Raw genomic sequence first — 12,907 nt, forward strand, 5'->3', positions numbered from 1 at the left:
CCGCTGCGCGAATTATTTATCGAGAATCGCATCCGGGCCGGAACCGTTTGCCAATTGGCTCGTTGTGACAGCGTATGACGCGACGGAGCCGTCCTCCTCTCGATCAGCCCGGGGGCTCAATGTCGGGAAAGAAACTTATGAATGACGATCAGTCCGAGGGGTCGCCCGCCATGGCGAGCGCTCTCTCTCCTCAGCTCGATGGCGGCAAGGGAACTGCCCTCGGCAGCGATATCCAGTCCAAGATCGGCCAGCATCTGCGCGCCATGTATGACGACGTGGTTCGGCAGGGCGTGCCCGATCGGTTCATGGATCTTCTGACGAAGCTCGACAAGGCGGACGAAACATCCGGCGACGGCGGGGGGCGCCAGTGAGCAGGTTCGACCCGACGCTGCGCGACGAGATCATCGCCTCCATTCCCAATCTGCGGGCCTTCGCCATCTCGCTTTCGGGAAGCGTCGACCGTGCAGACGACCTGGTGCAGGAGACGCTGCTTCGCGCCTTCGCAAACATTTCCAGCTTCCGGCCCGGCACCAACCTGCCGGCCTGGCTCTTCACCATCCTGCGCAACCTCTTCCGGTCCGAATATCGCAAGCGCCGGCGCGAGGTGCCCGATTCCGACGGTGCGTTCGCCGCGACGCTGACCAGCAATCCCGACCAGAACACGCATCTGGACTTCGAGGATTTCCGCGTGGCGCTCGACCAGCTGCCCTCGGATCAGCGCGAAGCACTGGTGCTCGTGGGTGCCTCGGGCTTCTCCTATGAAGAGGCGGCGGATATCTGCCAATGCGCCGTCGGCACCATCAAGAGCCGGGTGAACCGGGCGCGCAAGCGGCTCGGCGAAATACTCGCCCTCGACGATGTCGACGATTTCGGCCCGGACAAGACGACCCGTGCCGTGCTCGCGGCCGAGCGCGCCTGAGCGACGCCCAGGCGCCGGACGGCTTCTGCGTCACGTTCTTCCCGCTTTCCTGACAGCTCCATCGACCTGCCTCGTTGCGCTGCGCAAATGAGAACGCCCCCGGTTTGTCCGGGGGCGTCTTTCTGTCTGCCGTCGGTCTGGAGAAGGCGCCCGGTCAGGGCGCCCGACCCCGGCGCATGAAGCCGAACACGGCGGAAACCAGGAACAGAATGATGGCGACAAAAAAGATGATCTTGGCGATCTCGATGGCGGTTCCGGCGATGCCGCCGAACCCGAGAACGGCCGCGATCAGAGCGACCACGAGAAAGGTAAGTGCCCAACCCAGCATGTAAGCCTCCACATCGCGTTGCGGCGTGCGCCGCGTCGCCATGTAAACCCTCGAAACCGATCGGGTTCCCCACAGCCGCGCAGGCGGTGGCACGCCGTGATGCGCCTTGTTCGCCAACCCAAGGCGCCTATGCTGCCGCATCGTTCAAGTATCCGACAGGGAATGACATGAGCATCAAAGAGCGGGTGAAATCGATACTTCCTCTTGGACTCATGCAGACGGCAAAAAGCGTGCGAAACAGACTTCTGGAGCGCGCCACCGTCGGCGATTTCCTCTTCGATGATAAAACGAAGGTGGGGGCCGATATAGCTTCAAAGTACAATTATGAAGGTAATATTATCGGGTTCTTTGCCGACAACGCCATAGGCGTTGTTCATAAATGGCATCATTATATACCGATATATGATCGGTATTTTTCCAACTTTCGCGGAAAGAATGTACGATTTCTAGAGATAGGCGTCAGCAAGGGCGGGAGCCTGCAGATGTGGCGCAAGTATTTCGGACCTGCCGCCGTCATCTATGGAATCGACATCGATCCTGCCTGCCGGATCTATGACGGCGTCGCCGGCAACGTCCGGATCGGGTCTCAGGATGATGCGGCGTTTCTGAAATCGGTCATCGATGAGATGGGCGGCATCGACATCGTCCTGGACGATGGCAGCCATCACATGAAGCACATACCGGTTTCGCTGGAAGTGCTGTTTGGCAGGTTGAGCGACGGTGGTCTCTATATGATCGAAGATCTGCATTCCGCCTATTGGCGCTCCTATGGCGGCGGATACCGGAGCCGGCGGAACTTTTTCAACTATCTGAGAGATCTGATGGACGACATGCATCATTGGTATCACGGGCGGGCCGCGGTGCATCCGCTGGTTTCGACGACATGCACCGGAATGCACATCCACGATTCGATCGTCATTCTGGAAAAGGGCCGTGTCTACCGGCCCACCCATTCGGTCATCGGCGGCTAGATCCGCTCGGTCAGGCCGGGGGCAACCGCCCGCGCCTCGGTGAGCAGCGCCGTGACGATCGGCGTCATCGGCTCGCGATCGAGCACGACGAGGCCCATCTGGTGCAGCACTTCCGGTCCCTCGATGGGGATGGAGCGGATGCTGGCGGGAAAGGCGAAGACATCGGCCAGCGTGTTCGCAACGACGCTCGCCCATTTGCCGGTGCGCACATGCGAGAGCAGCGCGATGGTCGAATTGGCTTCCAGCATCGGCGTCACCGTGTGGCCGGCCTCGGCGAGCTGCTTGTCGACGATGCGGCGGTTCTGCATGTCGGGGGTCAGCAGGCACAGCGGCACGCGGCCGATTTCCTCCCACGTCACCTTGGCGCGGTCCCCGAGCGGGGAATCGACCGAAGTAAGGAAGCGATACCCTTCCTTGTAGAGCGGCACGGACTTCAACCGGCCCAACGGGTCGTTGTCGAGATAGGTGATGCCGGCGTCGGCCTCCAGATTCTCGATCAGCCGCAGTACCTCGTTGGAGGAAGCGGAAATGAGCGTGAAGCGCACATCGGCATGCTTCTCGCGGAACGGGGTGGTGAGTTCCGACAGCATCGGCATGGCGGTGGGGATGGCGGCGATGCGCAGATGGCCGGAAAGGCCCTTGCGCATGCCGGCGATCTCCTGACGCATGGCGCGCACATCGCCGATCACCCGTCGGGCCCATTGCAGTGCGCGCTCGCCCTCGGGCGTGAAGCCGATGAAGCGCGAGCCGCGCTCGACGAGCCGCACGCCGAGCTGTTCCTCAAGCTGCTTGAGGCCGGCCGACAGGGTGGGCTGGGTGACGCCGCAGGATTCGGCGGCGCGGCCGAAATGGCGCTCCTTGGCAAGGGCGAGCAGGAGTTCGAAACGGTCGATCACGCGGGACGCTTCCTGAATCGGAACGATAGAAACATTCTATCAAACTATCAGCAAAGCCTGTCCTTGCGAATTGGACGGATTAAAGACCAGCGCGTTATTCCGCCGCGCCACGCAGCGGCGGCGTCGAGAGGGGCGGCGTCGGCAGTAGCTCCGGCAGCGCCATATCGCGCGCCGGGCCGTCCGCCTCGAATTCGAGCTGCTCGATGCGCTCGCCGCGCCGGGCGATCTTGTCGGCGGAGGTCAGCGCCTGCGCGACATCCTCGTTCACCTGCCCGAAATGCTTCTGCAAGGCGCCGACCCGGTCGCGCAGGCGGATGACGTCGGCAACCAGCTTGCCGCATTCGGCGCGGATGAGGTCGGCCTGCTCGCGCATGCGCGCATCCTTGCAGATGGCCTGCACCACCTGCACGGCGAGCATCAGCAGCGAGGGCGAGACGAGGATGACCCGGGCGCGGAAGGCCTGCTGGATGATGTCGTCGAAATGCTCGTGCAGCTCGCCATAGACGGATTCGGATGGCACGAACATCAGCGCCACATCCTGCGTCTCGCCGCTGACGAGATAGCGCTCGGCGATGTCCTTGACGTGCCTGCCGACATCCGCCTTCAGCCGCGCCTCGGCGGGCTTGCGGGCCTCCGGCGTCTGCGCCTCGCGGAAGGCGGTGATCGCCTCCAGGGGAAACTTGGAATCGACCAGCAGCGGGCGCTTGTCGCCGGGCAGGTAGATCGCGCAGTCGGCGCGCCGGCCATTGGACAGCGTGTACTGGAAGGCGAAGCTGTCGCGCGGCAGGCCGTCGGCGACGATGGCCTGCAGCCGCCCTTCGCCGAAGGCGCCGCGCGCCTGCTTGTTCGACAGCGTCTCGCGCAGGCTCATCACCTGGCCTGAGAGCTCGCCGAGGCTCGCCCGCGCCTGGTCGACAAGGGCGAGGCGCTCATTGAGCTTGGTGAGGTTCTCGTGCGTCGCCTCGGCGGAGCGGGCGAGGCTCTCGCCCATGCGGTGCGAGGAGGCGTCGAGCCGCTCGGCCACCGCGCGGGCGAGATCGCCCTGCCGCTGTGCCAGAACCTCCGCCATGGACTGCACCCGGCCGATGGTTTCCGCCTGGGTGCGGGCGAGGTCGGCGAGGCGCTCCTCCAGTTCGTCGGCGCGGCGCGCCTGCTCGTCCGCCTCGACGGCGTTCTGCCGGGCCGAGCGGGAGACCGCGCGCAGCACCGCGACCAGCAGGAGGAAGGCGAGCACGCCCGCGCCGGCGAGCGCTTGCGCCAGCGTCACGGGCTGCGAGCCGACCGCGAACAGAACCTGATCCATCGGGCCGTTCTAGCAGATTCGACGGCGGGTGCGAACGTAGAGTGAACATCGCTTGGAAAGCGGGGAATCGCGGCGTTGACGGAAACCGGCGCGGCGCTTATCTGGACGCCCATGTCGATACGCCCGCTCGTAATTCTCCCCGATACCCGCCTGCGCCAGCTCTCCGATCCCGTCGTGCGCGTGGATGCGCGCGTGCGCGCGATCGTCGAGGACATGTTCGAGACCATGTATGACGCCCCCGGCATCGGGCTGGCGGCGATCCAGGTCGGCGTGCCCGAGCGCATCGTCACCGTCGATGTCGGCCCGCGCGAGGCGCAGGCCGAGGGCCGGGACGAGGAAGAGGCGGCCCGCGAGAAGCACCCGATCGCGCTGATCAACCCGGAGATCATCGCGTCTTCCGAGGAGATGTCGGTCTATTCCGAGGGCTGCCTGTCGATCCCGGAATATTACGCCGATGTCGAGCGCCCGGCGAGCGTGCGGGTCCGCTACATGGACCTCAACGGCGAGACGCAGGAGATCGACGCCGACGGCCTGCTGGCCACCTGCGTGCAGCACGAGATCGACCATCTCAACGGCGTGCTGTTCATCGACCACATCTCCAAGCTCAAGCGCGACCGGGTGATCACCAAGTTCACCAAGCTGGCAAGGAAGGAGCGCGACGGCGTCTGACGCCTGCCGCGCGGCCGCCTGCTGCGTTTTCTGCCGTTCTCCAGACCCTGCGGGAGTGCCGATGCGCATCGTCTTCATGGGTACGCCCGATTTCGCCGTGCCGACGCTGGTCGAGATTGTCGGCGCCGGCCACGAGGTCGTCGCGGCCTACTCGCGGGCCCCGGCCCCGGCGGGACGGCGCGGGCTCGACCTCGTGCCCTCGCCCGTGCACCGGGCCGCCGAGCGGCTCGGCATTCCGGTACTCACCCCCGCAACGCTGCGCGATGCCGAGGCCGCCGACACCTTCGCCGGCCATGCGGCGGATGCCGCCGTGGTGGTCGCCTATGGCCGCATCCTGCCGCAGAATATTCTCGATCTGCCGGCGCTGGGCTGCCTCAACCTGCACGCCTCGCTGCTGCCACGCTGGCGCGGCGCGGCGCCGATCCAGCGTGCCATCATGGCCGGCGATGCCGAGACCGGCGTCGCGGTGATGAAGATGGAGGCCGGGCTCGATACCGGGCCGGTGGGGCTGGTGGAGCGCGTCGCCATCGCGCCTGACATGACGGCGGGCGAACTGCACGACCGGCTGATGATCGTCGGCGGCGACCTCATGGGCCGGGCGCTGGCCGCGCTGGAGCGCGGCGGGCTGACCTTCACGCCGCAGCCCGAGATCGGCGTCACCTACGCCGCCAAGATCGACAAGAGCGAGACCCGCATCGACTGGTCGGCGCCCGCCAAGGCGGTGCACGACCATATTCGCGGCCTGTCGCCCTTTCCCGGCGCGTGGTTCGATCTTGCCGGCACGCGGGTGAAGGTGCTGCGCTCGACGCTTGTCTCGGGTGTCGGCGCGCCCGGCGCGGTGCTGGATGGCGCGCTCACCATCGCCTGTGGCGACGGGGCCGTGAGGCTTGTCGAAGTGCAGAAGGCCGGCAGCCGGGCCATGGCGGCGGACGAATTCTTGCGCGGCAGCGAGCTTGCCGCAGGTATGGTGCTGACATGACGGATATTCGCGCGCTCACCCCCGACGATCAGGAGCGCTGGCTGCCGCTCTGGCAGGGCTATCTCACCTTCTATGAGGCCACGCTTCCCGCCGCGGTGACGGCGATGACATGGCAGCGCCTGATCGACCCGGCCGAACCGGTGCACGGCGCGCTGGCCTTCGACGAGAGCGGGCGCGCCGTGGGCCTTGTGCAGTGGATCTTCCACCGCTCGACCTGGAGCGAGGGCAGCGTGTGCTACCTCAACGACCTGTTCGTCGACCCCACCCTGCGCGGCAAGGGCACCGGCCGGGCGCTGATCGCCCATGTCCACGCGGACGCGTTGGCGAATGGCGCGTCCAAGGTCTACTGGCTGACCCACGAGACCAACCAGACCGCGCAGAAGCTCTATAACGCGGTGGCCGAGCGCACCGGTTTCATCCAGTACCGCCAGCTGCTGGCGCCCTGAGGCCTCCCAGCGCGCGGCGGTTCGGGATCGCCGCCGCGCTCCCGTAGAGGCCGGGTTTGGCCCGGTCCTCCGCATCTTTGCGTCGACGGAAGTCGTGGATCCCCGGGTCAGGCCCGGGGATGACGATGGGCCGGAGGCGGCCGCCTGCTCACTTGCCCGGCTGGGCGACGACCCGCAGATACGGCTTCAGCGTCTTCCAGCCTTGCGGAAACTTCTCCTTCGCCGCCTCGTCGCTGACCGAGGGAACGATGATGACGTCGTCGCCGTCCTTCCAGTTGGCGGGCGTGGCCACCGAATGCCGGGCGGTGAGCTGCAGCGAGTCGATCACCCGCAATATCTCGTCGAAATTGCGCCCGGCGCTGGCGGGATAGGTGAGCGAGAGCTTCAGCTTCTTGTCCGGCCCGACGACGAAGACCGAGCGCACCGTCATGGTGTCGGAGGCGTTGGGGTGGATCATGTCGTAGAGGCCGGAAACCGTGCGGTCCGGGTCGGCGATCAGCGGGAAGTTGGGGGCGTAGCCCTGCGTCTCCGCAATGTCGTCGGCCCATTTCGCGTGGGCGTCGAGCGGGTCCACCGACAGGCCGATCACCTTGACGTTGCGGCGGTCGAATTCCGGCTTCAGCCGCGCGACCTGTCCGAGCTCGGTGGTGCAGACCGGGGTGAAATTCTTCGGGTGCGAAAACAGCACGCCCCAGGAATCGCCCAGCCACTCATGGAAGCGGATCGGGCCTTCGGTGGTCTCGGCGGTAAAATCGGGAACGATGTCCCCCAGGCGAATGGTCATGGCGGGCTCCACACGGGCAAAAAACCTACTAGTTTTATAGCATAATGCCCCGCGTCGCGCTTAGGAAGCGCCATCCCGACAAATTCCGTGGAACCGACTCGACACGCATACGTTACCTCACGGGCACCTGCTCGCTGCGGCAAACGCCGCCGCGCGGAATGCCTGTGAATTCGGGAAATGCCGTCGCGATCTGGGGGTCAGGTCCGGCAAGGTCAAATCTGGAGAGGGATCATGCTCAAGATCGTTGTGCTTTCGCTCGCTACGCTCAGCATCGCGGCCTGCACCACCACGGAACGCCGGGCGACCGGCGGCGCGCTCATCGGCGGCGGCGCCGGCGCGGTTATTGGCGGCATCGCCGGTGGTGGCACGGGCGCGGCGATCGGTGCCGGTGTCGGTGCGGGCACGGGTGCGCTCATCGGCGCGGCTACCTCGCCGGGCGACTGCTACGCCTATGACCGCTATGGCCGCCGCGTGGCGGTGCGCTGCTGACAACGCCGGTTTCCCACGACCAGACACGTTCGGAGCGGCCCCTTGCGGGGCCGTTTCCATGTGTGGGCCACCCTATTGGCTGGCCCACAGCACGCGGGCGATCCAGGCGATCTCGCCATCCTGCAGCAGCCGGTCGGGATGATCAGGGTTGAGCGAGCGCAGTTCCACCGTGCGGTTGGTCTGCCGCTTCAGTTCCTTGGCCAGCACTTCCCCCTCGCGCGTTTTCACCACCACCCGGTCGCCCCGCCTTATGGGCGCGCCCGGCGAGACCACGACGACATCGCCGTCGCGGTACAGGGGCAGCATGGAATCCCCGGAAATCTCCAGCGCATAGGCGTGCTCGTCGCCGACATTGGGGAAGGCGATCTCGTCCCACGCGCCGCCGACGGGAAAGCCCGCATCGTCGAAATAGCCGCCCCCGCCCGCCTGCGCGAAGCCGATGAGCGGGATGGCGCGCCGCTTGCCCGAGCCGTCGATCAGCGCCATGAAGTCGTCGAGGCTGGTATCGGTGGCGGCGAGTATCTTGGCGATGCTCTCGGTGGAGGGCCAGCGCGGCCGCCCGTCCGAGGCCTCGCGCTTGGAGCGGTTGAAGCTCGTGGCGTCTAGCCCCGCACGCCGCGCCAGCCCCGACACGCTGAGGCCAAGGCGTTCGGCAAGGCCATCCACGGCACGCCAGATCTGCGCATGGGTCAGCATGATTCGGGTCCGGAATTTTATCTGCAGCGTAGGAATTATACCCTATTTTCGCCTGCGTCCACGGGCTTTTCAACCTCGCGCCGCCGCATTCGGCCCGGCGCTGGACAGGGCAGGCGCGCTGCCTAGGATGGCCGCCCTTCGGAGGAGCGGGCCATGGCGCAAAGCGATGTGGGGAATGCGGATGCCAGCGACGCGGCCGGCGACGCCGGGGCGGTGCTGAGCAGCGCCGCGCGTCACGCCATCGCCTACCGCACCGCGCCGCAGGAGAGCCAGTGCGCCCAGGCGAGCTACGCGCAATCCGTCGCCTCCTTCGACGACCCGCTGCCGGAGCAGGGCGAACCGGCGGAGCAGGTGCTGGACGAGCTGGTGCGCCGCGCCGTGCCGGGCCTGCATGCCAGCACCGGGCCGCGCTTCTTCGGCTGGGTCATCGGCAATTCCCACCCCGTCGGCGTCGCCGCCGACTGGCTGACCTCCGCCTGGGGCCAGAACACCGCCAACCATGTCGCGGCCCCGGCCGCTGCCGCCGCCGAGACCGTGGCCGCGCGCTGGCTGCTGGAGGTGCTGCGCCTGCCCGCCGCGTGCTCGCTCGGCTTCGTCACCGGCGCCACCATGGCGAGCTTTGTCGGCCTTGCCGCCGCGCGCGGCGAGGTGCTGCGCCGGGCGGGCTGGGATGTGGAAGCGCAGGGCCTGTTCGGTGCCCCGCCGGTGCGGGTGCTGATCGGCGCGGAGGCGCATGCCAGTGTGTTCTCCGCGCTGCATTATCTCGGCTTCGGCAAGGCCAGCCTGCTGCGCGTGCCCGCCGACCCGCAGGGCGTCATGGATGTCGACGCCTTCGAGACGATTCTGGCGCGCGACGTGCCCGAGGGCGCGCCGCTGATCGTGGTGACGCAGGCCGGGCATATCCACACCGGCGCTGTCGATGCGCATGAGCGGATCGTGCCGTTGGCCCAGGCGCGCGGCGGCTGGGTGCATGTGGACGGCGCCTTCGGCCTGTGGGCACGCGCCTGCCCCGCCCGCGCGCACCTCGCGCAGGGGCTGGAGGCCGCCGATTCCTGGGCGACGGACGGGCACAAATGGCTGCAGACGCCGTTCGATTGCGGCTACGTGATCGTGCGCGATGCCGAGGCGCATCGCCGGGCGATGACCATCGCCGCCAGCTACCTGCCGGCGGTGAGCGAGCATGAGCGCGACCCCTCGCATTACGTGCCGGAGCTTTCGCGGCGCGCCCGGGGCTTCGCCACCTGGGCGCTGCTGCGTCATTTCGGCCGCAACGGCATCGCCGCCATGGTGGAGCGCCACTGCGCGCAGGCGCGGCTGCTGGCGGCGCTGCTCGCGGCCGAGCCGGGTATCGCCGTGCTGAACGAGGTGGTGCTGAACCAGGTGGCGGTGCGCTTCGGCACCGATGCGGACGAGGCGGTGGGCGATGCCCTCACCCTTGCCGCCATCGCCGCCCTGCAGCAGGAAGGCACCTGCTTCGCCGGCAGTGCGAAATGGCGGGGGCGGTGGATCCTGCGGCTCTCGATCATCGGTGCGTCGACCACGGAGGACGACATCCGCCTGTCCGCGCAGGCGATCGTGCGGGCCTGGCGACGCGTTGCCAGCGGCAGCGCCACCGGATAGGACGGGCTTTCATCGGAACCAGGGGGCGAGACATGCCGCACGCGCAGACCACCCTCATCTACAAGATCGCGCCGCGCGCACTGTGGCAGGCGGCGGAGGCCGCCGGGCAATTCGACGGCGCGCCGGTCGATGTGGCGGACGGGTTCATCCATTTCTCCACCGCCGGGCAGGTCGCCGAGACGGCCGCCAAGCATTTTGCCGGGCAGGACGACCTCTTGCTGGTGGCGGTGAAGACCGATCTTCTCGATCCGGCGGCGCTGCGCTGGGAGCCCTCGCGCGGTGGCGACCTGTTCCCCCATCTCTACGGCGCGCTGGTCCTGGATGCGGTGGCGAGCGTGCGCGAACTGCCGCTGGGCCCGCAGGGCCGCCATGTGTTCCCGGCGCTGGAAGGATGACGCGCGTGAGTTCTCTGCTCGACCTTGCCTTGCCCTTCGCCCGGCTGCTGGACCCGGAGACCGCGCACAGTCTGTCCATCCGCGGGCTGTCCTGCCTGCCGCCCCGGCCCGCCCCGGTGGACGATCCGCGTCTTGCGGTGACGGCTTTCGGCCTCGCCTTTCCCAACCCGGTGGGGCTGGCGGCCGGCTTCGACAAGGAAGCAGAAGTGCCGGACGCGATGCTCGGCGCCGGCTTCGGTTTTGCCGAGGTCGGCACGATCACGCCGCGCCCGCAGCCGGGCAATCCGCGCCCGCGCAATTTCCGCCTCACCGAGGACCGGGCGGTGATCAACCGCTATGGCTTCAACAGCGGTGGCCACGCGCCCGCCGCCGCGCGCCTCGCCGCGCGCCAGGGGCGCCGGGCGCGGGGCATCATCGGGGTGAATGTGGGGGCCAACAAGGATTCCACCGACCGCGCCGCCGATTATGTCTCTGGCATCCGCGCCTTTGCCGGGCTGGCGAGCTATTTCACCGCCAATGTCTCCTCGCCCAACACGCCGGGCCTGCGCGACCTGCAGGAGGAGAGCGCGCTCGACGCGCTTCTGGCGCGGGTGATGGAAGCGCGCGACGCGACGGCGCCCGGCGTGCCGCTGCTGCTGAAGATCGCCCCCGATCTGGCGCTGCCGCATCTCGACGGCATCGTCGCGGTGGCGCGCCGGCGCCGCATTGACGGGCTCATCGTTTCCAACACCACGATCTCCCGGCCGCCGGGCCTGCGCTCGCCGCACAAAGCCGAGACCGGCGGGCTTTCCGGCCGGCCGGTCTTCGCCCTCTCCACCCGCATGCTGGCGGAAGCCTATGTGCGGGTGGACGGGGCCTTCCCGCTCATCGGCGTCGGCGGCATCGACAGCGCTGCCACGGCGCTTGCCAAGATCGAGGCCGGGGCGAGCCTGATCCAGCTCTATTCCGGGCTGGTTTATGAAGGGCTGGGGCTGGTGGAGCGGATCAAGGAGGGGCTGCTGGCGCAGCTCACGCGCGAGAACGCCACGCTCCCCGCGTTGACCGGGCGGCGGGCGGGCGCGCTGGTGGCGACGCCGTTCCCCATCTAGCCGAAGGTCGCCCGCTCCAGCGCCGGCAGGCGCAGGGCCAGGAAGATGCCGCGCCCGGCGATGAAGGCGAGATAGGCCAGCCACAGGCCGGTATTGCCGAGCGGCAGAGTCAGCCACCAGGCGAGGAAAAACAGCGCCACCGCCGGGATCATCATGTTGCGCATGTCGCGCGCCCAGGTGGAGCCGGCATAGATGCCGTCATAGGCGAAGGCGGCGACGCCGAGCAGCGGGGTGAGCGCCGCCAGCGGCAGGAACTGCCGGCCGACCTCGCGCACGGCGGCATTGGCGGAGAGCAGGTCGATCAACGGCCCGCCGCCAACCAGCAGCAGCGCGGTGGCCGGCGCGGCAAAGCCGAAGCCCCAGAACAACACGAGGCGGACGGCGCGGCGAAACCCCGCCCGGTCCCTTGCCCCCACGCTCTGGCCGCAGATCTGCTCGGCGGCGGTGGAGAAGCCGTCGAGGAAGAACGCCGACACCATGATGATGTTGTAGAGCACGGCATTGGCGGCCAGCGTCACGTCGTCATGCCGGGCGCCCTGCGCGGTGAAGAACAGCAGCACGCTCATGATCAGCGCGGTGCGGAGCATGATGTCCCGGTTCACCGCCACCGTCTCGATCAGCCGCGCGCGGTCCAGCACGGTGCGCCACGGCACCCGCCAGTCGCGCCCGATCAGCCGGCCGGCGGCGATGAGCCCGAACAGCGTGCCGACCATTTCCGCCAGCACATTGGCGGCGGCGGCGCCGGCAATGCCGAAATCCCACCACAGCACCAACAGCACCGTGGCCACCGCGTTCACGATGGCGATGAGGATCTGCAGGCCGAGGCCGATATCGGTGCGGGCGATGCCGACCAGCCAGCCGAGCACGGCGAAATTGCCGATGGCGAAGGGGGCCGAGAGGATGCGCACGGAGAAATAGACCATGGCCGCCGCGTGCACGCCCTCGCTGGCGCCCATGCCCAGAAAGGCGATGTCGGCGATAGGCCCGTGCAGCAGGATGAGGGCGAGCCCGATGACGGCTGCGATCAGCAAGGCCCGGATCAGTACCGCGCGCAGCTCCACGCTCTCGCCGCGCCCCAGCGCCTGCGCGGTGAGACCCGCCGTGCCCATGCGGAGCGAGCCGAAGATCCAGAAGGCGAAATCGAACAGCAGCGCGCCCACCGCCACGGCGCCGAGCAGCACCGCATCGCCCAGCCGGCCGATGGCGCCGGTGGCCACCAGCCCGAGCACCGGCGTCGTCATCTGCGCCAGCGTCGCCGGCAGCGCAATGGCGAGGAACCGCCGGGAGGTGACCTCCACCCGGCCGGCGGATGCCAGGCTCACGG

16 protein-coding genes are annotated in these 12,907 nt (G+C 68.0%); 10 read left to right on the forward strand and 6 right to left on the reverse strand.

Annotated features, from left to right (window positions below):
• Positions 1-137: 137 nt before the first annotated feature.
• Entirely contained in the window at positions 138-371 is a 234-nt protein-coding gene (locus tag ACQY76_RS10065; RefSeq protein ID WP_428032733.1) for a NepR family anti-sigma factor, read from the forward strand.
• The gene (locus tag ACQY76_RS10070) at positions 368-919 is read left to right on the forward strand and encodes a sigma-70 family RNA polymerase sigma factor (protein WP_428032734.1); all 552 of its coding nucleotides are present in this window, start codon (positions 368-370) and stop codon (positions 917-919) included. The genes ACQY76_RS10065 and ACQY76_RS10070 overlap by 4 nt, the downstream gene beginning before the upstream one ends.
• Positions 920-1,073: 154 nt before the next feature.
• Here ACQY76_RS10070 and ACQY76_RS10075 read toward each other — a convergent pair whose 3' ends face one another.
• A complete protein-coding gene (locus ACQY76_RS10075) occupies positions 1,074-1,247 on the reverse strand; it encodes a DUF1328 domain-containing protein (RefSeq protein ID WP_018389091.1) in 174 nt (57 codons plus the stop codon).
• 167 nt (positions 1,248-1,414) lie between these two features.
• On the opposite strand from ACQY76_RS10075, the gene ACQY76_RS10080 reads away from it, so the two are divergent.
• Entirely contained in the window at positions 1,415-2,218 is an 804-nt protein-coding gene (locus ACQY76_RS10080) for a class I SAM-dependent methyltransferase (RefSeq protein WP_428032735.1), read from the forward strand.
• Here the strand turns inward: ACQY76_RS10080 and ACQY76_RS10085 are convergent.
• A complete protein-coding gene (locus tag ACQY76_RS10085; protein ID WP_428032736.1) occupies positions 2,215-3,114 on the reverse strand; it encodes a LysR family transcriptional regulator in 900 nt (299 codons plus the stop codon). The genes ACQY76_RS10080 and ACQY76_RS10085 overlap by 4 nt on opposite strands.
• Positions 3,115-3,208: 94 nt before the next feature.
• The gene (locus ACQY76_RS10090; protein WP_428032737.1) at positions 3,209-4,417 is read right to left on the reverse strand and encodes a DNA recombination protein RmuC; all 1,209 of its coding nucleotides are present in this window, start codon (positions 4,415-4,417) and stop codon (positions 3,209-3,211) included.
• Between the two features lie 111 nt (positions 4,418-4,528).
• Between ACQY76_RS10090 and def the strand changes: the two genes are divergently transcribed.
• From def to ACQY76_RS10105, 3 genes are all read left to right on the forward strand, one after another.
• On the forward strand, positions 4,529-5,086 hold the full coding sequence (gene def / locus ACQY76_RS10095) for a peptide deformylase (RefSeq protein WP_428032983.1): 558 nt from the start codon (positions 4,529-4,531) through the stop codon (positions 5,084-5,086).
• 61 nt (positions 5,087-5,147) lie between these two features.
• Entirely contained in the window at positions 5,148-6,065 is a 918-nt protein-coding gene (gene fmt, locus ACQY76_RS10100; RefSeq protein WP_428032738.1) for a methionyl-tRNA formyltransferase, read from the forward strand.
• Complete coding sequence (locus ACQY76_RS10105; protein ID WP_428032739.1) at positions 6,062-6,511, forward strand: N-acetyltransferase family protein; 450 nt, start codon at positions 6,062-6,064, stop codon at positions 6,509-6,511. The genes fmt and ACQY76_RS10105 overlap by 4 nt, the downstream gene beginning before the upstream one ends.
• Before the next feature lie 148 nt (positions 6,512-6,659).
• Here ACQY76_RS10105 and ACQY76_RS10110 read toward each other — a convergent pair whose 3' ends face one another.
• Positions 6,660-7,295 carry a peroxiredoxin gene (locus tag ACQY76_RS10110; RefSeq protein WP_428032740.1) on the reverse strand — a complete coding sequence of 212 codons (636 nt, stop codon included), beginning with the start codon at positions 7,293-7,295 and terminating at the stop codon, positions 6,660-6,662.
• Positions 7,296-7,526: 231 nt separating this feature from the next.
• Between ACQY76_RS10110 and ACQY76_RS10115 the strand changes: the two genes are divergently transcribed.
• The gene (locus ACQY76_RS10115) at positions 7,527-7,784 is read left to right on the forward strand and encodes a YMGG-like glycine zipper-containing protein (protein ID WP_428032741.1); all 258 of its coding nucleotides are present in this window, start codon (positions 7,527-7,529) and stop codon (positions 7,782-7,784) included.
• A 72-nt stretch (positions 7,785-7,856) separates the two neighbouring features.
• Here ACQY76_RS10115 and ACQY76_RS10120 read toward each other — a convergent pair whose 3' ends face one another.
• Entirely contained in the window at positions 7,857-8,480 is a 624-nt protein-coding gene (locus ACQY76_RS10120) for a S24 family peptidase (RefSeq protein WP_428032742.1), read from the reverse strand.
• A 153-nt stretch (positions 8,481-8,633) separates the two neighbouring features.
• Here ACQY76_RS10120 and ACQY76_RS10125 point away from each other — a divergent pair, with 153 nt between their 5' ends.
• Genes ACQY76_RS10125 through ACQY76_RS10135 form a run of 3 tightly spaced genes read left to right on the forward strand, consistent with a single transcriptional unit; the run spans position 8,634 to position 11,583 of the window.
• Entirely contained in the window at positions 8,634-10,100 is a 1,467-nt protein-coding gene (locus ACQY76_RS10125) for a pyridoxal phosphate-dependent decarboxylase family protein (protein WP_428032743.1), read from the forward strand.
• Between the two features lie 32 nt (positions 10,101-10,132).
• Positions 10,133-10,495, forward strand: a complete 363-nt coding sequence (locus tag ACQY76_RS10130) for a DUF952 domain-containing protein (RefSeq protein ID WP_428032744.1) — start codon at positions 10,133-10,135, stop codon at positions 10,493-10,495.
• A gap of 5 nt (positions 10,496-10,500) precedes the next feature.
• Positions 10,501-11,583, forward strand: a complete 1,083-nt coding sequence (locus tag ACQY76_RS10135) for a quinone-dependent dihydroorotate dehydrogenase (RefSeq protein WP_428032745.1) — start codon at positions 10,501-10,503, stop codon at positions 11,581-11,583.
• On the opposite strand, the gene ACQY76_RS10140 is transcribed toward ACQY76_RS10135, so the two are convergent.
• Positions 11,580-12,905: an MATE family efflux transporter gene (locus tag ACQY76_RS10140; RefSeq protein ID WP_428032746.1), complete on the reverse strand. Its 1,326-nt coding sequence runs from the start codon at positions 12,903-12,905 to the stop codon at positions 11,580-11,582. The genes ACQY76_RS10135 and ACQY76_RS10140 overlap by 4 nt on opposite strands.
• Positions 12,906-12,907: the final 2 nt, after the last annotated feature.

The sequence above is a fragment of the Ancylobacter sp. genome (assembly GCF_965279025.1).
Taxonomy (GTDB): Bacteria; Pseudomonadota; Alphaproteobacteria; order Rhizobiales; family Xanthobacteraceae; genus Ancylobacter.